Annotated in this window: 15 protein-coding genes; all 15 read right to left on the bottom strand. The window is 43.5% G+C overall.

Translation table 11 applies throughout. The features are described 5' to 3' along the window. Positions 1-26: 26 nt before the first annotated feature. Complete coding sequence (locus V7138_RS08780; RefSeq protein ID WP_335396158.1) at positions 27-2,504, bottom strand: alpha-mannosidase; 2,478 nt, start codon at positions 2,502-2,504, stop codon at positions 27-29. Then, positions 2,497-4,317, bottom strand: coding sequence for an MBL fold metallo-hydrolase (locus V7138_RS08775; protein WP_335396157.1), 1,821 nt, complete (start codon positions 4,315-4,317; stop codon positions 2,497-2,499). The genes V7138_RS08780 and V7138_RS08775 overlap by 8 nt, the downstream gene beginning before the upstream one ends. Positions 4,318-4,368: 51 nt before the next feature. After that, positions 4,369-5,736 carry a protein O-GlcNAcase gene (locus V7138_RS08770; protein WP_335396156.1) on the bottom strand — a complete coding sequence of 456 codons (1,368 nt, stop codon included), beginning with the start codon at positions 5,734-5,736 and terminating at the stop codon, positions 4,369-4,371. 20 nt (positions 5,737-5,756) lie between these two features. Further along, positions 5,757-6,674 (bottom strand): class II fructose-bisphosphate aldolase, encoded by a 918-nt coding sequence (locus V7138_RS08765; protein ID WP_335396154.1) that lies wholly within the window; start codon positions 6,672-6,674, stop codon positions 5,757-5,759. 59 nt (positions 6,675-6,733) lie between these two features. Continuing rightward, a complete protein-coding gene (locus V7138_RS08760; protein WP_335396152.1) occupies positions 6,734-8,233 on the bottom strand; it encodes an FGGY-family carbohydrate kinase in 1,500 nt (499 codons plus the stop codon). Positions 8,234-8,240: 7 nt separating this feature from the next. Beyond that, a complete protein-coding gene (locus V7138_RS08755) occupies positions 8,241-8,903 on the bottom strand; it encodes an aspartate/glutamate racemase family protein (protein ID WP_335396150.1) in 663 nt (220 codons plus the stop codon). A gap of 43 nt (positions 8,904-8,946) precedes the next feature. Continuing rightward, the gene (locus V7138_RS08750; protein ID WP_335396149.1) at positions 8,947-11,646 is read right to left on the bottom strand and encodes an alpha-mannosidase; all 2,700 of its coding nucleotides are present in this window, start codon (positions 11,644-11,646) and stop codon (positions 8,947-8,949) included. Positions 11,647-11,705: 59 nt separating this feature from the next. Then, the gene (locus V7138_RS08745) at positions 11,706-12,614 is read right to left on the bottom strand and encodes a carbohydrate ABC transporter permease (protein ID WP_335396147.1); all 909 of its coding nucleotides are present in this window, start codon (positions 12,612-12,614) and stop codon (positions 11,706-11,708) included. Further along, a complete protein-coding gene (locus tag V7138_RS08740; protein WP_335396145.1) occupies positions 12,614-13,573 on the bottom strand; it encodes a carbohydrate ABC transporter permease in 960 nt (319 codons plus the stop codon). Before V7138_RS08740 ends, V7138_RS08745 begins: the two co-directional genes overlap by 1 nt. A gap of 71 nt (positions 13,574-13,644) precedes the next feature. Beyond that, complete coding sequence (locus V7138_RS08735; protein ID WP_335396143.1) at positions 13,645-14,976, bottom strand: ABC transporter substrate-binding protein; 1,332 nt, start codon at positions 14,974-14,976, stop codon at positions 13,645-13,647. Between the two features lie 305 nt (positions 14,977-15,281). Then, positions 15,282-15,881, bottom strand: coding sequence for a YesL family protein (locus V7138_RS08730; protein ID WP_335396142.1), 600 nt, complete (start codon positions 15,879-15,881; stop codon positions 15,282-15,284). 84 nt (positions 15,882-15,965) lie between these two features. Then, the gene (locus V7138_RS08725; RefSeq protein WP_335396140.1) at positions 15,966-18,089 is read right to left on the bottom strand and encodes a Sip1-related alpha-galactosidase; all 2,124 of its coding nucleotides are present in this window, start codon (positions 18,087-18,089) and stop codon (positions 15,966-15,968) included. 13 nt (positions 18,090-18,102) lie between these two features. Then, a complete protein-coding gene (locus tag V7138_RS08720) occupies positions 18,103-19,077 on the bottom strand; it encodes a Gfo/Idh/MocA family protein (protein ID WP_335396138.1) in 975 nt (324 codons plus the stop codon). Between the two features lie 18 nt (positions 19,078-19,095). Continuing rightward, positions 19,096-19,902 carry a sugar phosphate isomerase/epimerase family protein gene (locus V7138_RS08715; RefSeq protein WP_335396135.1) on the bottom strand — a complete coding sequence of 269 codons (807 nt, stop codon included), beginning with the start codon at positions 19,900-19,902 and terminating at the stop codon, positions 19,096-19,098. Between the two features lie 317 nt (positions 19,903-20,219). Continuing rightward, a complete protein-coding gene (locus tag V7138_RS08710) occupies positions 20,220-22,103 on the bottom strand; it encodes a beta-N-acetylhexosaminidase (protein ID WP_335396133.1) in 1,884 nt (627 codons plus the stop codon).

Raw genomic sequence — 22,103 nt, 5'->3', positions numbered from 1 at the left:
CCCATACTTATTTATTTTAAAGAACTTTATTCTTCCCACTCAAGCAAATTCGTTTCGACAATCGGTAGTGATTCATCCTTCGGAATGCGGAAAGTCTTGATTTCACTTGGTTTGAATTCAGCTGTAATCGTACGATTCCACTTAGGCAGGGATATCACTGCTGTAGTAGCATCATTAGTAGTTTCATAGGCACGCACGATTAAATCATCGTTGTCCTCGGCTTTCTTAACGGCGCTGATGATGATATTTTCCACATCGACAGAAAGGAAAGAATCCTTTTGCGGCAATGAACCTTTATGATACGTTTCGATAATGCTGATTGGACGTTGGTTCAATTCAGCAGCGCGGCGAACGGTACCTGCTGTTTCCCAATTTCCTTTATGCGGAAGCAGTGAGTACGTAAATCTTTGGTACCCTTGATCAATAAACGTATAATGGCCATCTTGACTTGGTACCAATGGATCATGATGCGCATAAATCGGGCTGCGAAGAACCGTCATGCTCATTTCCTTGTTGTGAATATCAAAGCTGTATTTGCTGTCATTCAAAATACTTAAACCATACATTTCCCCTGATTCCGGATGTGTACCAGAAGAATCAATCCAGTTTTGTCCTGGCTCCTCTTCCCCATTTCCTTCTCTAACAATATGGCCGTAAGGAATTTCATAGGTAGATTTTCTAAAAATAAGATTCACTGGAAACTTCAGCTTTAACGCCTTAAACTGTTCCTGCCAATTCAATGTACAATGAACATCAATCTGCTCCAATTCCTTATACATGGTAATATCCTGAACAAGAGTAGAGTTTCCATATGTGCTTACTACACGAATAACAGATTTGACCGGTCCATGCTCCACAAGCTTGACGCTCGATGCCTTGAATGTCCCCACTTCCTTATTAAAGTGAAGGACATTATGGGACCAGGTGTCACTTTTATCTTCGATGACAACAGGACGGGCAGCCGGACCTGCCAGAATTTCAATGCTCTTTTCTTTGTCAAAGAGACTCTTGACAAAGCCAGTTTCCGGATCGATTTCTAGACGGAACAGGTCATTTTCAAGAACTGTATCGCTCGCTTGTACTTCCGGAAAATCCTTTGGCTTTATGTCACGGCGGACAATCTTGTAGACGCGGTAGCCCATGGACGGAAGATCCGCGATAAAGCTGACACGGAAGCGTCCCCCTGAGGTTGCATGGGATTGCACCGTCTGCATCGGAACTTCGTTTCCTTCATCATCAATTAAAAAGTCGCCAGGCCTTAATCCCCCTACTTCCTGTTCCACATTCACTCTTGAATTCCAGGCATGCGGGTTGAAGACAACAATTGGCTTCATGGCCTCTTCCTGTTCAATATCAATTCTCCAGGACAAGGACTGAATCGCATAGTTCACACCTCTTGAGGCAATAGACATTGCTTCTCCGTGCATTTGTTGGGCATCATCATACGCATCTTCCAGGCTAGTTCCTGCCAAAATATCATGAAACTGGTTGAACAACACATTTTTCCACGCACGATCATATTCAGCAATAGGATACTTTTGTCCTGTTAGCCAGTTCGCAATAGCCGAAAACTTCTCCGCACGAATCAGAGCGTTTTCTCCTTCTCGGTTCCACTTCTTGATTCCAGAATGTGCTGAATAGCTTCCACTCGCATGGTGCTGCAGATCATCATGAACCACTGGAAACGGGAGATTCTTCTTCATAAGCTCCTCAAAGTATTTATTTGGAGTACTGAAAACCAGTCTAGGAAACGTTGGGTCTTCATTTAACCGCTTTATACTTTCGATATTTTCCACAGTAGGTCCTCCGCCATGATTTCCTACTCCGTAGAAGGACATTAAATCATTAAACGGAGCTTTCAATTCGCCGGCATTACGGCGGACATGTTTTTCAAGATCTTTGCCCCATGTGCAATATTCAAATGGAATACGGTATGCAAGTACCCGGGAGCCGTCATCTGATTCCCACCAGAATACTCTTCCTGGCAGCCCTTTCTCTTGAGGACTCGGGCGCATCATCACATAATAATCCATCCCGCTTTTCTTTAAGATTTGCGGCAGCATGCCATTATGGCCGAAGCTGTCCACGTTGTATCCAACCTTAGCAGTAACACCGAACTTTTCTTTAAAATAGTGCTGCCCATATAATCCTTGGCGGACAAATGATTCACCGCTTGGTATATTACAGTCTGGTTGAATCCACCAGCCGCCGACAATTTCCCAGCGCCCTTCTTTAATACGCTGTTTAATTTCTTCAAACATCTCCGGCTCATTGTTTTCAATCCACTCATAATTCGCCGCAGAACTGTTGGTAAATACAAACTCCGGATACTCCTTCATTCGGTCTAGCGCAGAACGGAAGGTAGCTTTTGTTTCCTGAAAGCCTTCCTGCCATTGCCACAGCCAGACTGGGTCCAAATGGGCATTTCCAATCATATGTAAAGTCTTTTCCTTTGTTTTCGGTAGCTTCTCTTCTTTAACAAGTGTGGTAGTTTTTTCAGTCACTTTGTGCTCCCCCTTTTTGATCATTAATGGTTACGATTGCTTCAGCCTGCTGGCCGAAACGATATTCTCCAACTGTCAGGTCGATTGCAATCCGTTCCCTGTATACCTGAATCCCTTTTGGAACCGTGATGGCAGTTCGGAACGAAATCGATTCTTCCCCGACCACCAGGGCTTGGAATTCACTTGTTTCAACATGCCACCCATCCGGAACCGCCAATTTGGCAACAAGCGTTTTTTCTTCCGGAAATGGGTTCTTCAGTTCAACCTCGATCTGAAACATAGGGTCCTCAGCGAATATCTGGTAAGGCTGAATAGCAGCTATAAAACCATCTGCACCCATATCCAGCTCCTCTAATGGCAATAGTTCCCGGTGCAGATTTTCAATCGTCCGACCAGCCTCGCCAATCGTTTGCAGAAATTCCTTCGTCACCTCTATCGGCTCACTATGACCTGTGATGAGAAGATCAGGCTTTAGTGTTTGGTAGAGATTGGAACTGTCTACATAATCTCCGATTCGAAACTGATTATGGTACACATAGTTAGCGGAACCATCCGGCCCTTGATACTGATCCCCGATGGCCAGAATCTTTTTCCCATCTGCGATAAATTCAATCGCTGCAGCATATAAGGTGTGTCCAGGGTGTTCATAGATGGTAAATTCGTATTCTTCCCACTGGATTTTCTGTTGTAACGGCAGCTTTTTATCCACTTTAATGGGCTCATACCAAAGACAAGGCAGATCGTATGATTTTGGGTGTTCCATTACATTCACAAAGTTTTCCGGGCACCAAACCTCTGTGCCTTCTACATCCCTTAATACATTAATCCCAGCGACATGGTCATCATGGAAATGGGTCGGGATGACGACATCAATTTTTTCGATACCATACTGTTCTTTTAATGTATTGATTGTATATAACCATGGCCGTCTTGACGCTCTGTCACTGCCGGCTGCCAATCCCCCAATAAAATCATAGCCAAAGTCAATAAACAGCGCTTTCTTGCTTTCTGATAACAATACATAGGCATTCGCCATACTCGTACGATTTTTCAATAAATGGGGTGTAATCTCCTCGTAGGGATTGTCCCGGAAGAGAAACAGCCTTGGATTTTGTTTTCTCACTTTCATTAGAGCGGACAGGCGATTCACCAATTGCTCCATCGCCGCTTTTGGCTCATCCATGATCTGTCCATGAGACGGAAGCAGCACATCAGGTTTGCGATCTCGTAAATCGAGTAATGACAAAGTCGTTAAGGCAATCCCTTCACCGCCATTGTAGCTCCATTGAGTGGCGGAAAGAGACCAGAGCTTTCCGGGAGCATAGATAAGGTCTCCGGTGAAAGCACATCGTTTTCCATCAATTTCAGCCAAGATGGAAATGGAACCCGTCGTATGGCCCGGTGTCGGAACAATCTTGTAGGTTACACCCTCAATAACTTTGGTTGCATAATCGGTCAATGTTCCCGTAATCGGAACCGAATGGAGCAAAGAAAAACGATCCTGCCTCATATTGTAATTGTTATCGAATTCCCTTCCCCACCAGTGTTCATTGACATGATGAAACAAGTCTTGTTCGTGATGAGGTACCCAAACCTTTATTCCATCGATCCCTTTTCCTAAGCCTTGCGCCTGATCACGGTGATGGTGGGTAAAAAGGATATCGGTTACTTTTTTTACCCCAATGGATGGGAGCTTCTCAAGTACATCCCCGCTTCCTAAATCGATTAAGACAGCGGAATCCCCTGTTCGGATGATATAGACGTTACATGTATCTTCATATAAAAATAAATGATTCGAAATCTGAGTGAACATGTTCCTCACCTCCCTATTTATGCTCAAAACCAGCTAAAAGGGCCATTAGTTTTATATCAGTGTCTCGTTTGCTTCCGTTACTTGTGACTTGGCATACTCTATTAATGGAAGCAGGATGTCACCAGCATATCGCTTCGGATGTTTTTTTACTTCTTCAAAGGATTCCTCTAGCCATTTGAGAGGTCCTTTCACATCCTCACCCGTCTCCAACGCCCGGAGGACAACAATTGCGCGTCTTCCAGCCCATGCCATGCTTTCCATCAATTCGATCCATGGCACCAGATTATTTCTTAATGCGTAATTGGACATTCGAAACTTGAGTTGGTAACCTGCCTCATCAAGTAAATCAAGATAGTGATACAGGTTTTGTACGGCTTTACTTGTGACTGCCTTTTCCCCCGTTTCAAGTGCATGAAGGGCATTGTTTGTCAATTCCTTCAATTGCGGGGCCTCTTCTTGCCCCAAGCAGGAATACAAGGAATTTTCAGCAAATCGTCTAATTGCCACATAGTTTTCCTCACCAGCTATTTGTTTCAAGGCATTCTCCCAGGAAGTCCAAGGCTTATAGCCTTTCGGGTCCTTGAAATAATCAGCAAAGGTCAGCAGTGCAATTTTAGATGCTTCAGCTTGTGGCATCGTATTGACAACAATTCCTTTACAAACCTCTGGCAGGTTCGCATCTCGTCCTGTGACAGGGCCAATATGCATTTCTGGAACCATAGCCAAGTCATTGACAGGATAATTGTCCCAGATGATTGGACGGCGAACGATAGCTTCTGTAAATTCCGCGACATGTTTCTCATCGATTGTCTTTGAACAGATTTCCGGACCGGTATAGAAAAGATCAATTTCTTGTTCAAGCCCTTCTCCCAGTTCATGGATATACGTGCTAAACGGTGCCGTTCCATGATAATCGGTCGGACACAGAGACAGCTTGCAAGCCGGATCTAGTTCTTTCAGCCAATGATAGAGCCGGTTTGTCAGAAAGACATGTGCGTCGGCATAGCTTTGAAACAGATTCTGCTCTTCCTCATGCTGAAATTCAGCCGAGATATCATCAAGGGCAATCATGAAGGTCCTGACACCGATATCATAGAATGCCTTAAATTTCTTTTGAATCAGCCCTAAATCCTCTTCTGATGCATAGTTGATCGAAACACCTGAGCCGATCGCGTAACAAAAATCTACGCCCACATTTTTCGCATGATCCACGGTTTCGGCAAACTGCTTCATAATGAAATCCGGATAAGGCTCCCGCCAGCGCGCACGATGCTGGCGGTCATTTTTCGGTCCATAAATATAGAGGTTATAGCCATTCTCAGCGATAAAAGAAATTAAATCCTTTCGTTCAGGCATGGTATAAAACAACCCATAAAACCCTTCAATGACTCCTTTAATCGAAAATGAGTCCTTTCCCATTTCTGCTCCTCCTTTTAGGATTAGGCAAATTTTTCAGCCTTATCGGCACTCCCTAGGAAGTGTTCTATTTTTTCTACTACGGTTTTTTCCACAGCTTGTTGGCCAAGTTCTAAATCTTCCTTTACTAGAGCTTTGCATTCTGTATTCGTCATTCGTTCTTCTCTGCCAAGTGCCGCAAGCAAGGAAAGCTCCAAATCCGTCGCAATATTCATTTTGCTAATTCCGCCATTTGGCAGTGCAATGGCCGCTTTCACCATTTCCGCAGGTACACCGGAGCCGCCGTGCAGGACAAGATGAACATCGGATCGATTTCGGATTTGACGAAGACGCTCCAGGTCAACCTTTGGCTGTCTGACGACATAAACCCCATGAGCTGTTCCAACGGATACAGCCAAGGCGTCACAGCCAGTCTCATTGACAAAACGCTCTGCTTCGTTCGGATCGGTAAAAAGCTCTTCATCCTTGTCAGTTTCAACAAAATCGGTGGTGCCAATTTTTCCAAGCTCTGCTTCAACCGAAACACCTTTTTCATGGGCGTAATCCACGATTTCCTTACTAATCGCAATATTTTCAGCAAGCTCTTTCTCTGATGCATCAATCATCACGGAAGTAAATCCTGCTTCAATCGCTTCCTCGATCACGGAGAATACCTTTGTATGATCAAGGTGGAGAACAACCGGAACAGTAATCTGTTCTTCTTCTACATCCTTGTAAAATTGCTTGGCAAATTCAGTCGGTGTGATTCCGTAGCGTTCTAGTTCTTTTTGTGAAATCTGAATAATTAATGGGGATTTTGTTTTTTCCCCTGCACGTAAAATGGGACGAATCATCGGAGTATACCTCGGTGAGAAGGAGCCGATGGCAAACCCATTTTTTTCGGCTATTTCTAAGGCTGCTTTAAGTGTTAACACATTTTTCACTTTTGTATGTTTAGTCATCATCATATCTCCTCTTGTGTAAAACGAATGTTTGAAAAACAGGAATGTACAACTATGGTTCACATGCGGAAGCGAAGGGAATAATTTCGCAATGCTTCTTGAAAAGCCATATACCCTTCTTCGTACAACAGTTTGTATTCCTGATGAAATGTATCATTTGGCTGTATCTCTTGCTGGCTGGTAAGTTTAACGGCTGCGACCGCTTCTTGCTCATTTTTATAAATACCGCAGCCAATACCCGCTGTTAATGCTGCACCAAGAAGGGTTGCCTCCTTGATTTTCGGAATGCTTAGCCGACAGTTAGTGATATCCGCTTTGACTTGCAGCCATAAAGGATTCTTTGTTCCGCCTCCAACTGATATCATGTTTGTAATCGGATAGCCGGTTGTTGATTCAGCGGTTCTGCGAATGGATTCCAATTCATAGGCTGTTCCTTCCATCAACGCTTTTAACAGGTCCTCCCGTTTATGGGATGCCTTGATTCCAATAAAGGCTCCCTTTGCCATTGGATCCGGATTAGGAGCTCCACTGCCTGATAGGTAAGGATAGTACAAAATTTTTGTCGGTCCCTTAGCTGCTGCTTCAGAGAGGCTTAGAATCTGCTCATAGGACATTTGTTCATCAGCAAATTGTGACCTAAACCATTCAACAGACCCCCCCGAAGCCGAGATTCCCCCCATCCAAAAGAACTTTTCTCTCAGGATATGACAGCCAAACGATAGACCTGCTTGATAATCCCTTTTCGTAAGCTCTGTCCGGCCAAGATCTCCCACAAGTGTTTCAGCTGTCCCAATGGAATTAAAGATGGTTCCGGGATCGATTGCCCCTACAGCCAGGGCTGCTACGAGGTGATCATGTCCGGATATGGAAACAGGGATTCCAGTCGCTATGCCTAATTCGGCATGCATCTCTTCTGTCGTTTCTCCCATGACCGTGCCACTTGGCAAGGCTTCCGGGAATAAGTCCTCGGGAAGACCAAAGTGACGAATCCATGACTGATCCCATGATTTATGATTTATCATGAAGGCATAAGTTCTTGCCGCCAGTGAATAATCGGTAGCAAACCGGCCAGTCAGCCGATACGCAATATAATCCGAAGCAGATAGCCATACAGCATTCCGCAGGATTTCTGAATGTTGTTTTTTCAAATGCAGAAGCTTGGCCAGCCCATATTTATAGCTCATGTGCAGCCCTGTTTTTTGAAACCGCTGAAAGGATGAATCCTCACTCGCAACTTCCTCTGCCTCGGCCTCGGCACAACGGCTGAACCATGGGATAAAGTCGGTTCGGGCCTTTCCTGTTTCCCTGTCAACCACAACACCCGTTTCCGCCATGCTTGTTATCCCGATAACAGAGACATTCCCTTCGAATCCGGCCAGACTCTCGAGAATGCCGGCCTTGATATTTCCCCATATTTCTTCCGGTTTGTAAGAGGGATAACCCAGTTTGTCATAGTGGGTTAGGGTGGGCCGTACGGTTATGTTAATCATTTTCCCGTCTTCTTGAAACAGCCCTACCTTACAATGGGTGGTCCCAATGTCAACCCCAATTAGCGCCATATCTTATTCAGATCCCTTCTGCTATTTGTTTCACCCTGACCATCCCTAGCTGAGGACTCGTTAAGTATTTTCCCCTCTCATCTTCTGGAAGGCTATCGAGTACCCTAGCCATCGATGCCTGTGCCAAGACAATCACTTGCAGCCTTTTACCCATTTCTCCCAGGATTTCTGCAAGGATGCGATCATGCCCTTCTTTATCCCCGTTAAGGAGACATTTATAGGCCTCATCAGCTAGTTTCGGCTCAAGCTGTACTTCTTTGTTCGCAGCAGCAGCTTTCTCCTCCAGCAGCTTTAAGGTCGGATTAAGTGTCGTAGACAGAGTCGCCACAACGCCAATTTTCTCTCCCCGATTAATCGCCTCTTCTGCCATGGCTTCATCAATTCGAACGACTGGAACCGATACTTTTTCCTGTGCTAAGGCAACAAGTTCGCCAACAGAAGAACAGGCACTTAAGATCACATCAGCCCCTGCCTCCTCTGCAAATGCATGGTACTGAAGAAATCGGTCCTGAACCTCTTCAAGCTTCCCTCCACTTTGTCCCAGTTGCGGCAGTATGGAATCATCCACAAAATTGATCACATTAAAATCCGGTAAATACTGTGCAGCCAGTGCTTTTAACGGCTCTACCGTAACAGGAGTGGTATGAACAATCGCTAATTTTTTACTCATTTGTCCCCCTCTTTTCCGTTAAAAAATAATGTACCGCTTTCTTTTAGGATGAAAATTCGATGGCAAGCGTCACGATTTCAGATCCCTTTGCCTCTAAGAAAAAGCTTCCATCGTTTTTCAATTCCAGTTCTTCTATCATTTCTTCTTTTAAATCTACTTTATAAACCCTCGCCGGCGTCGTTTCCAATTTCACAAGGGCACTTGTTTCAACTTTTGCCGTATTCCAGAATCGTATAATCATTCGTTCTGATTTCTCAGCTTTTTTACAGGAGCTGAGCAAGAATGAATGATCGCCCTTTAGTTCAATGAATCCTTTTTCAAGCGGAAGGGTTCCATCATGGATATCTGTAATGGAGCCGTATAAAGGGCTTAAGAATTCATGAGACGTTTCATACGCTTTTTCTTCAAGCAGGTTTCCTTCATGCGGAATAAAGGCATATTCCGTTACAACTTTCCCTAAACATTGGGCATCCGGAACTCCCGTATACGCACCTGCGCCTCCTTCACGAACAAGCGTATCCTCTCTTGATAAATAGCCGACCGCTCTTAATAGAGTAATTGCAGCCGTTCCTGTTCCATCCTCAAGCACTTCAAATTCTGGCAGACCCTTATTTGCAATGGTAAAGGCCTTTACCTTCCCTTGCAGACTAACATACCCTTGCTGCGGCATTGTCATGACCCGAGGCTCTGGCCAGCCATTTCCTTTGTCCTCTACATAGACAGGGCGTTTAACCACATCAAAATGACCTTCCGCCTCCGAATCAGAAACCTCTTCTCCTAATGGGAATAACACCCTTAGGCGGTAATCCTTTGTTTCGTTCTCCCATTCTGTCCGGATATCCACCCGCTTTGACAACGACGCAAGCGTGATATAGGTAGAAATTCTTGTAGCAACATATTCGGATTTGCGGCTAAGGCGGTCTTCAGAAATTTCTTTTGGCAATTTCCAATCAATGTCCACCTTAAGAGTTACCTTGGCATGCCCTGCCTCGTGAACGGATACATGGACTCTTTCATTGGATGAATCTGAACGTAAAACAACGTCATTCAGCGGACCTGAATACGAATACTCATCCCCTGCATCGCCGCCATCCTCAAAAATATTTAGACCTTGATAAACATGTCCAGTCTGTTTATCTAACACCGTGAGGGCTCCAGTATCGAGCATTACCTCCACTTTTAGGAACTGATTTTCAATACTATTGCCACCGAGTCGCAAATCGGTCACCTGTTCACTGCCTTTTAGCTTTGCGGTCTCCTGAATCGCTGTGAAAAATTTCAATTTAGGATCGAGCTCCTGGTCTCTTTTGACCAAATGAAACGTTTTATAGCCTAACGCAGGCACCTGCTCGGCAACGAAGGTGATTTCTGTAAACTGGTATCGATCCGTCATCGGTCTTGTGGTACCAATACTTTTTACTTGGAAAGGAATCTCATTCCCCTCGGCATCCTGTATCATATGCGTCCGCGGGTGGATCCCAAGATCCTCGGCGATCAGCAGTTGAACCATATCCGTCCGCTTCCATGTCAACGGATTATGGATCACCAGCATTTCGCCATGTTTAAAACGGCTTGTATCTATTAAACTGTTAATATATTGAACACTTTTCTCCGTAATAATTTCGGCTATTTGTTTCGATTGATCGAACCTCGGTATCATTTCTCTATGGACCTGATCAATGCTGCATCCACAAATACTGTCATGAGGGTGGTTTTGAATCAGCAATTCCCATGAAGTCCATAATAGATTGCTTTCATATTTTTTGCCATACTTCCAGGCAAGGGCAGAGAATGGTTCTGCATAGCGCTCCAACCAATTTTGTCCTTCAAAATTCCTTTGCTTCAAGTATAAGCGTGTTGACAGCACCCCTGGAAGAACATGCGGCAGGTCTGCACCGAAATCTCGCAATTCACCCGTTATCGTGGTTAATTCCGGTTTCTGTTCCTTAATGGAATCAATAAATTCCTTTGTCGTTGCCCAGTTAAATTGATAGTGTTCGCCAAGCTCTTCGTTTACTTCTTTAATCAACCTAGGGAGGCGCTTATCAATTAAACGATGATCTCCGCCGTAAGGCATGAGCAGCGATTGGGTTGTCGCTATTTTTGCCCACTTATCAAGAGAGCGTTTAACCCTTCCAAACGTTTCGTCATACGTTTTTTTAGGATTATCAAAATGCAGGAAATCAACCACATAGTATCCGTCCGGAAACCAGTATGCCAATACCTCGCTTCCATCAGGAGCTCTCCAAGAAAACTCTTGTTTAAATTCCTCTGGGCTGCCGCCAGTCCCGCGCCATAATAAGGCATTATCTATCCCAAAGCCCTGTAGGATTTGCGGCATTTGGGAAATGTGGCCAAATGTATCCGGAATATATCCAACCGTTTCGTTTTGTATGTTTAATTTTTCAGCCATTCTTTCTCCCAGCCAAAAATTGCGGATATGCGCTTCGCCGCTAACCAGAAACTCATCAGGCAGGATATACCACGGTCCGCATTGGATTCGGTTTTCACGAATGAGCTTTACCAACCGTTCTTGGTTTTCCGGGCGTACCTCGAGATAATCTTTCAAGACGATCGTTTGTCCATCCAGTAAAAAGCAGCGAAATTCTGGATCTTCTTCCAACGTATCCAGCAATTCATCCACTAGTTCGACCAAGCGGATTCGCAAATCCTGCATCGTCGCCCACCATTCTCTGTCCCAGTGGGTATGGTGATATACATAAACTTGTTTTGCGTTATTCATAAAAAATTGTCTCCCTTCAACGCGTTGTTCGTCATGATTCGGGTGTCAGAGAATAGCGATTAGCCCTTTGTACCGGCTGTGATATTCATACCTTCAATAAAGTAACGCTGGAAGAAGAAGAATATCGTGATGACCGGAATCAGTACCATGAGTGAACCCGCCATCAAGAAGTTCCATTGGGTATCATTCATACCTTTAAATACCTGAAGTCCCAGTTGCAACGTATATAACGACTCATCATTCAAGAAGAGAACCGGACCGAGAAAGTCATTCCATGCCCCATTAAAGGAGAAAATGGCGATGGTCGCAACTGCCGGTTTAGCTAATGGCATGGCAATTTTCCACCAAATATACAAATGGTTTGCCCCATCAATTTTGGCTGCTTCGATCAGTTCGTTTGAAATACCCATATAAAACTGTCTAAGCAAGAAAATATTAAATGCACTCCCGAAAAACGCCGGGACAATTAATGGTAGATACGTATTTAACCAGCCAAGCTTGGCATATAGCACATATTGCGGAATTAGTGTTACAAAGCCCGGAATCATCATCGTGGCCAATACACAGGCAAATAGAAGATTTCGACCTTTAAATTTAATTTTAGCAAATCCGTAAGCAATAAATGAGTTAGACAGAACATTTCCAATCACAACCATCGTTGTGATTGTTAAAGTGTTCATCGTATACCTGATGAACGGTGCCTTTTCCAATGTAATCTTATAGTTCTCCCAATGCCATTCCTTAGGAATAAACGTAGGAGGATAGGTCATAATTTCCTTCATATCTTTAAGAGAGGTGGCAAACATCCACCAAATAGGAGCCAGAATTAGTACACTTCCGGCAAGAAGTACAATTAGTAAAATCGTTTGGGATATTCTTTTTTTAACCTTTACATTTTGATGATAACTAACCTTTTTTCCGCCAAATTTGACGTTTTTATTCGATGCTGTATCTGTTGCGGTCCTCATCAGCGGTCCTCCCCTTCATAATGCACCCATCGAGGGGCAAGCTTCAGGTTGACGATTGTCAGTACTAGAATAATAAAGAATAGAATCCAAGACATGGCCATCGCATAGCCCATATCAAAGACTACAAAGGCCTTATGCCACATATGGAGATTAAAGAACAGCAAGGAATTGGCCGGTCCCCCTTCCCCGTTTTCACTCATGACATACGCTTCCTGGAAAATCTGGAAAGCGCCTATCGTACTTGTCACTAGGTCAAAGAAAATAACCGGAGTAATCATTGGCAGGGTGATATGGAAAAACTTCCTAAACACACCTGCTCCGTCCATTTCCGCTGCTTCATAAAGAGCTGGTGAAACACCTTGCAGGCTAGCCAGATAAAGAAGCATCCCGCCCCCAACACTCCACATTTTCATGAAGATTAATGCATTTTTTGTCCAGGATGGGTCTGTTAACCATGAAGGACCTTCAATTCCAACAAATCCCAAAAGGGTATTCACCAGACCGGATGAAGGGCTTAACAGCTGCATCCAAAGCAAGTAAACACCAACACCGGAAAGAACAGCCGGTAAGTAATAAATGGTTCGAAATATTTTCATTCCAGGAATTCCTTTGTTCAACATGACGGCAATGATAATTCCGCCAATAGTGGTTAAAGGAACAGATATGACGACATAGTAAAGGGTATTTTTTAAGGAAATCCAAAATCTCTGGTCATTCTGAAACATTTCCTTATAGTTTTCAAAACCGATAAAATCCATTTTCGACGTAATATTGTAATTAGTGAAGCTTCCATAGAGGGAAAACAAAAGTGGGCCTGCTAAAAAAATCACAAATCCAATGATCCAAGGGGAAATAAACAGATAACCTGCCAATCCTTCTTTTCTCTGCATGGAGGTTGGTCCTTTTGTTTTTTTCGTTTTCACTTTTGTTCCTGTGTTGTTTGACAGATTTGGTTCCATCTCGTTCATCCCTTCTTTAAAGGTTAAACCAATCAGGGAGCGAAATCCTTTCACTCCCTGATTTTTTCATATTATTTGTTGCTTTCCACCAATTTCTCCACTGCTTTCTGGGCTGCATCCAATCCTTCTTTAGGTGATTTCTTACCTAGGAGTACAGATTCGATTTCAGGATTAATGAGATTAATATAATCCGGTGCTTCAATTGGTGTCGGAGTTATGAGTGTTTGTTCCATATTTTCAGTTGCTAATGTATAAACCATCTTTCCAGCTTCATCAAGTTCAGAGCTGCTTGAAACTTTTTCCGCTGCTGCTTTGTTAGCTACGTTGTCAAAGTTTTTAAGCGCCCAATATTCTTGAGCTTGTACATCTGTTAAATACTTGATAAATTCCATCGCTTCCTCAGGATGTTTTGCACCTTTAGGAATTTCAGCGACGAATCCTCCACCCCAGCTTGTATTTCCATTACCTGGTTCCATTGCAGGAAGTGGAGCAACTCCAAATTCCATACCTTCACCGTAATCACGGATTTTTGTATAGAAAGTAGCTGCTTCTGTGATCATGGCAACTTTTCCACCAACAAATGGATCTGCTGTCTGTTCACCAAATTCAGCCTTAAACGCGTTAACTACTTTATCTCCGTAATAGTCATAGTAATTTTTCAACCAAGTTAATGCTTCTACATTTGTTTCTTCATTGATAATCGGCTGATTTGCATCAAAATCCCAATATCCTTTTCCATCTGCATTAATCATCCAAGTATCAGCACCGATTCCGAAGTTTGGCAGATAACCGATTCTCTCGTACTTGCCGTCTTTCTTCACATCAAGCTTTTTACCCATTTCCTCTAGCTCAGCCCAAGTTGTTGGCGGTGAGTTTGGATCAAGGCCAGCCTCTTCAAACATTTTCTTGTTGTAGAACAATACACGTGTATCTGTGTTAAATGGAACGGCATATGGCTTTCCTTCGTACAATGTTGCATTATACAATTCCGGGAAGAAACGATCCTTCAACGCTGGATCCTTTTCGAAGTACTCAGAAAGGTCCATGTTTTGATTATTTAGTGCGCGATGTGCCACTGAGTTAATGTCGTTGATAATAACGTCTGCCGGGTTGCCAGCAGCAATCGAAGCAAGGTTCTTCGTCCAAATATCTCCCCAAGGAAGATATGTATGTTTCACTTCAATTTTGTCTTGAGACTGGTTAAAGTCATCAATAATTTTTTCTATAATCGGGCGACGGGTTTCAGATCCCCAAAACGTCCAAAAATCAAGAACTACTTTTTCACCATCTTTTTGACCATCACTGCTGCTTTTATTATTGCTATTTGAACAAGCGGTAAGAATTAAAGAAAAGCCAAGAACTAGAGTTAATAAAGTTAAAAGCGATTTTTTTCCTTTTCTCATTTATAATTTCCCCCTTACAGAATGACTGGTCACATCCCTCACAATAGCTAAGTTCAACTCTACTGTACTCCTTTCCTACTAAGTTTTAGCTACTAATCTATCATGTGTTATTTTGTGGTTTTCGTTACCGATGTTGTGAGGTTTTGTTGACTTATTACCATTATTATATGTTTACGCTTACATGTCAATCAATTTCGAAAAGTTTTATACTACTTTTTTCGTAGATTGTGAGGATCATGTGAACGTCGCCTTATTTATCTATGTTTCACTGCATTTCGGTCATAAAAAAAAGGAACTTAACAAGGTTAAGCTCCTTCTTCTATGACGCTTTTTGAACTTACTTGGGCCACCATGGTACTGACCAAGGCGAATAAACTAGCAAAAAACAAGATACCTATTCCCGTTACGAATAAAAACAGGAAAACAATCAACAATATGCCACAAAACCCCATAATCGTAACGATGGGTTGCCTGATTCCAAGCATAAACGAAAACAGCATCGTTTTATACCATGGGTATTGGTAGCGGATGAAAATCGGAAAGCTGTACAAAAAGCTAATGAAGAACAGGATCGTAACGCCGATCAAGGCATAGCGAGCAACCAACCAGAGTGCTGATGTAGCGTTCGAGAGAAACAACAGGTCAATTATCAATATTCCTCCGATGATTAGCAGGGCAAGGCCGAGCGGATAGCTTTTCCAAAAAAACTGCTTGAATTTCCGATTAAACAGCTTAAAATAGGGCTCATCATCGTCCTCTTCCCTGATCCATTTATCCATGACGGCAAACATCGCTGCAGTAGCAGGGATAATCGTCACGATTGGCAGAGAATACAAAATCCAAATAGAATTTAAAAAGACAAGCTTGTACAGCCATTCCATGATAGTAATAAGTGCTTTTCCCATATGCTCATCGTCACTTCCCTTTTACACGGTTGAAAAAAGAAGAGGAAAGCCGCCTTTCCCCTCTTTTATAGTATACCGAAATCTCTATTCGAAATAAATGTCGATGATCACAGGACCCGTTTTATTCTCACATTCTATGAGGTATGTTGACGGATTCAGTTCCTTAATTGTTGTTTCTTGACCATTAACCTCCGCTTTAGCAGCTGCTTGGGCTGCATGGAAGAAAAACTTGCCGCCTTCTACCAAGTGTACCGTCATGCGATTATGGACATATTCGGTCCGGGTAATTGTTTTCGGTGCAAGATATTTGTTTACAAGCCCCACTGGTGTAGCGATCTTGTGGGCTGGAACAAGGATAAACAGAACAGCTTCCTCTTTTTGTAAAGAAAAATCGTACCCCTCATCTCTATTTAAAGAGATTGTCTTGCCGCTAAAATAATCGTATAGGAGATACTCCTCTCCAGAAAGGGATGGAATATCGTCTGGACGAACAGTGCCCTTCACTTCTTTCCCATCCACATTAATATTAAAAGCAGCAATGACGCCTGTCTGACCAATGGTATTCCAAATCTTTAATGGGAGCGCCTCGTGGTTAGGATTCGTAAATAAACAATCCTCTGTTGGCTGCCCCGGCTGGTCTGCACGCAAAATTCTGCCATCCTGCAAAATTAATGGCCAAATTTTCTTCGCGTCGGTTTCCCCTACGCGGTCACTGAAATAGATAGGACCGCCACTGACCGCCCTCAGTACAGCATTTTGCTGATCCTCCTCGTGGCTGGTCCAGAACATATCCCAGTCACCCCAGTAAAAGTGCCCGTGATAGTAAGAGTTATACGCATTTTGGAGTGCATGCTCTTTAAAGCTGATTTCTTCTCCAGGTACAAAATCATCACTATTGCGGGAAAGGGAAGAACTTGGTCGGTTAAAGATATTTTCAGCTGCCATTCCCATGCAGTTGATAATCACTTGATCAAAATGAATCCCAACCGAGGCTTCCAATGCCACATGAACACCTTTAGCGGATTCTCCAATGGACTCTTGGTACATTAGAAAATTATTGATGGCACTTTGACTATCGACTTTGACAAAATCAATGCCCTGCTTTTTTAACCGTTCATGCCACTCATTCCAGAAGGCAAATCCCTTTTCCGCATCCGGATGAGGGAAGAATTTATTGCTGTTTGTTTGATATAAGCCATTCATTCGGTCTTTTGCAAGTTCAGCATGAACACCGCCCCAATATCCGGCAATCGTGTGCCAAACTCCGACTGATGCTACACCGTATTTTTCTTTTAATTTGCCTGAAATTGACGAGAGTCCTCCAGGAAACTTTCGGGTATCGGCATCAAAGGAGCGAAGACGATTATCCTCAATATCGAGCCAGCCATCATCAATCATGACCCATTTTACCGGCAGGTTCTTTTCTTTTAATTCATCCATTTTTTCAACAATGCCCGACTCACTCACTTCATGATAAAAAGCATCCCAGCTGCACCAGCCCAAATAATCAAGTCTCTCTGGATAGTGTTTTTCTTCCCGCATTTTTGTGGGATATCCCAATGCTTGGAGTGCTTTCGAAATCGTGTTCTTTGCCAGTTGAAACGGATTCTGACCCTCGCCGAGAACAAAAGCAAGTGTATGGCATTCATCAAATCCACCAGCAAAAGAGGAAAGACGGATATCAAAGCCTTGTTTTCCTCCTTTTATGTCAGCACGGTAAACTTGATCAACTACTGGCAATAAATAATAATACGATTGATCGGTTTTCCAAAGGAAGGATTGAGTCCGTTCCGGCAGTGTTTCCAGCTCTGTTGAAAAATGCGGACGTGTCCACCAGTCCTTATGCTGATAGTTCGCCATCACACCTTTTAGATCTCCCAAGCTTTGGACATGGATGACAACACTACCTTCCGGCGCTAGATAGTTTTGTCTGTCCATCATTCTTCCGTTCTTCACTTTTACATCGACATAAGCATACGTGATATCTGGATAAATCTTAAACCGTAGGGCTATTGCCGCCTTTTCCTCCGCATCCTCAAAACGATGGGTTAATTCGGTATAATTGTCGACTTCCTTTTTCGTGGTATCCTTCCTGGTCAGCTCAAGCGTCACATGGTTATTTAATGTAACCGAGAGACGTAAACCTTGCAAGACTGCCTGCTCCTTCATCCAAAGATGGATAGCTTCTTGATCTACAATCGTTGACATCTTCTACTCCCCCTTAACTAATTGTGGTTTTGGCTTCTAGTGCATCCATTGCCTTAAGTGCGACCGCAAGGGATTGAATGCTATCTTTATAGGTTGATCGTACAAGTTCACGATTATCCGTTGCAATCGCCTTGGCAAATGCCTCAAGCTCCAAGCGGTACAATGCGTGGTCATCCGAGTTAAAATGAACACTATTTCCCATTACATTTCCGCTGACACTTCCTTTAGCCAGGTCAAGGACCAAGTGAAGCTCATCAGAAATCAGTTCGATTTGTGTAAATACATCGGGATAGGACCAAGTATGGGTGTGATTCTGAATGATGCCATTTTCATAACGCATCGAAAGGATGAAACTATCCTCAACGGTAAAATCCTCGCTCTTGGGAACAACCAAATTCTCCTGATACCCTGTTACTTGTGATACTTCTCCCAACAATAAGCGCGAAATGTCAAACATATGAATGGCCTGATCAAACACCGGTCCACCGGAAATCTCCTTGTTAAAAAACCAACGCGGCCAATTCGGTCTTAGCGCAAGTCCGTCCAGCATCGCACTGCGAACCATGGCAATTCTTTTTCCTTTAAGTAATTCCTGTAAATAGGTAACTGCCGGACTGTATCGGTACATAAAACCAACGCTGTTAATAACGCCTGTCCTGTCCAAAATCTCATCCACCCGCTTAGCCATTTCCATTGTTTTTGCAGGCGGTTTCTCAATAAAGCAGTGGATTCCCCGTTCAGCTGCTTCCCGAACTAACGATTCCCTCACTTCAGGAGGGGTACAGATCACCACGCCGTCAGGCTTTACAGACTCCAGCATTTCGACATAATCGGTATACCCGACCACACCGAATTTATTGGCTGCCTTCATCAGAGTTTCTTGATTAACATCAAAGACTCCCACTATTTCAATTTCCGGAATATCCTTCATTGTGTTCAAATGTCCTTGCCCCTGCCATCCAGTACCAACTACCGCAAGCTTTACCATAACTAATCCCTCCTTAAGTTATTGCTGCACTGACTCATTCTTGCTCAAATAATCGTTCACCCATCTTAGGGAAGCTGCACAATCCTCCGTTGGGTCATGGTCTCCCGCTTCCTGCTCGATGGAAATCGTACGGTCATACCCTATTTCTTTAAGTGCGTCTATACAATCGGAAATACCAGCAATACCGGTTCCGAGCAGTACTGAATCATGTGCTCCAGCCTCTTTAACATCCTTTAAATGAACATGCACGAGGACATCCTTCAATTGCCTAATCGCTTCTGCAGGGGAATATCCCTGTGTGGCAAACCAGCCTGTATCAACCGCTGCCCCCAACAAGTCGCCGTAATCCCCAATAATGCTCCTAATTTCATTCGGATGTTTTTCTGGATGATTTTCAACCGCCACTTTCATTCCATACTCCTTACAGAGACGGTAAATGACAGGGGCAGATTCTTTGGAGATCCCACTCGTAATAAGCTCGATCCCGAGTGCTTTTGCTGTTTCAAAGCACAGTCTGGTCCATTTTGGATAGTGAACCGGGTCTCCTAGTGAACAAGAATACGAGTACACATCAAGTCCATGACTTTCCCAGATGGCTCTTAACTCTGCCGCCCAATAGGGTGTCACGAACTTCGGAAAGGCATGACCCATCCATAATTCCATCTGTTGAAACTCTGCTGATTGAATATCACTGCAAATCCGGTCGAACTCCGCTAAGCTAAAATTCTCAATGACCTTGCGCTCCGCCTCGCCCCACGTCTCCATACTTGCTTGATAATCGGTGGCACGGGCAAAGTAATTTGCCGTTTGAAACCCAATAATCATGTTTAACACCCCAATCTAAATTATTTTCATATATTGCTAGTTTCTGATGGTTCAATCGCCGACATGCTGCTCCCTTATCTCAACTGGAATTTTTGAAGAACCCCAATTTCCATTTAGTTAATCGGTATATCCCCAAGCCGGAAAACAATAAATGATATACCCCAACCGAGTTAATCGCTATATCATCTAGTCGCAAAACGATAAATGATATACCCCAAATGAGTTAATCGCTATATCATCTAGTCGCAAAACGATAAATGATATACCCCAACCGTAAAGAGTAACAGTATTTGTGCGACCAACCTATGCAGATGGGGTTAACTCGAAAATGCTCCCGCCGTTACAATGCGGTGATACGAGTTTCTCCCTAGCGCCCCTTCTGGCATTTTCCATGGGGCATCATGGAATAAGCGTTCTTCTTCCAACTCTGATATTCTTGGAATGGCCCCGTCAAGCCACTGGCCAATGCGGAAACCAGCCGTTTCGATTCTGGTCAAGACTCCCCCATAGCGGATATCAAGCACTTCCCATCCGAATGGTTTATAGGTTGAAAACCATAATGTCCGGTGTGCCCTGCGCAGGCATTCCACCCGATATCTTAAATCTATTAGTTGCTCCTGAAGGGATTTCATTTCTTCTTTATTATTCGAATCATATGCCTGTTTTAACTTAATTCCAAACTCTGCTTTTATACTTAAAACGTTTGCTAGTTTTATATAAAATTCAAACAGCTCTGACCACTCCAGATTTCGGTCTTTAGCTTCAGATAACCGGGACTCGAGCTTTTGATAATGTTCATTCATCTGCAAACCGTGAATGTTCGCATCATACAGTCCGATTAACAAATCCTGCCACAATAGAAATTTCGATGGATGAGATTCCTTCAAATTATGCTTCGAAACCCCTGGCGTTTCATCAAATTCATTTAATAAGTAGAAGTCTTCTAGCTTACCGCCTGTACAAAACGCAAAGCGTCTTGCCAATTTTTCCTTCTCAACCTTCTCGGCGTACCCGTGCTCTGCAAATAATTGCAGGCCGGCAAGCATGGCGAAAGAATCAGTTTCAGCACCGTTATCTCCCCACATGGTCGCAAATACTTCTTTAATCCCTTCATTTTTGCATGCGGTTAAGGCTGCCTCTGTGGTGACATTGGTTTTTCCATAATTCGGGGCGATCCCATTCCAGGTCCATACCCCACCTGCAAACACAGGCTCGGAACCAAGCTGTCTATGTTTTTGGATGAAAGTTTGATAGAATTCCACATCATCATGATAGTAATCCCAATAAACAAGCTGAACATTTTGAGGGATTTCCTTAACAACCTCTTCCGGAATAGCCGCCTCCAGATCATAATAATTTCCTGTCTTTGATCCGAGCCGAAAATACATATCACTCCAAATCATCGGCTTTAAGCCACGCTCCTCGGCCAAGGAAACGACCTGTTGTAAATGCTCATTCATGATGTCAAACCGTCTGCGGAAGCCGTTCTGCTCTAAATATTTCCCCAAGCCAAGCATATGGGCCTCATCCATTCCGATATGGATGCGCTTCGAGCGGAACGGAGCGGATGCCGCCACTAACAGATCATCGATCAGTTTATACGTCTCCTCATGACCGACAAGCAGGATATCCGAGGTATCTCTTACAGCCGCGGCATAATTCCACTTCAACGCTTCTGTCAAATGGGCAAGGGTTTGAATGCAAGGAACCATTTCGATGCCAAATTGATGAGCATAGTCATCACAAGCTCGGAGTTCGTCTTCACTGTATCTACCGCGCATATACCCAAAATACGGATAATTTTTGACTGTAAAGGTATCTTCTGTATACATCATCAATAAATTGAGACCCATTAAAGCCATTTTTCTTACCAGCGTTTGTATCCCGTCAACGGTCATTACAGCATTTCTGGACGCATCCACCATGATCCCATTTGAGATAAACTGCGGTTCCTCCTGCAGAAGAAACTCATGATTTCTCTGATATTCCTCAAGCCACAGCCCTAATGCCCTGAAAAAGTGGATTTTCTCCTGATATTCAATTCTTCCGGCAAGCCCATTACTGGAAACAACAATCGGGCCCTCCTTCTTGACAATCGTAATTGGGAAACCGTTATCCTCTCGATTGAACCCCAATTCATTGCCCATAATGGTCAAGCCAGATTCCAGTTCCGTCAGGTCACCATCAAAGCAAATCCTCAT

The organism is Bacillus sp. JJ1533 (assembly GCF_036965045.1).
Classification (GTDB): Bacteria; Bacillota; Bacilli; order Bacillales; family Bacillaceae_L; genus Ferdinandcohnia.
Note: the sequence above shows the minus strand (reverse complement) of the source record. Positions and strands in the feature narration are given on the sequence as shown.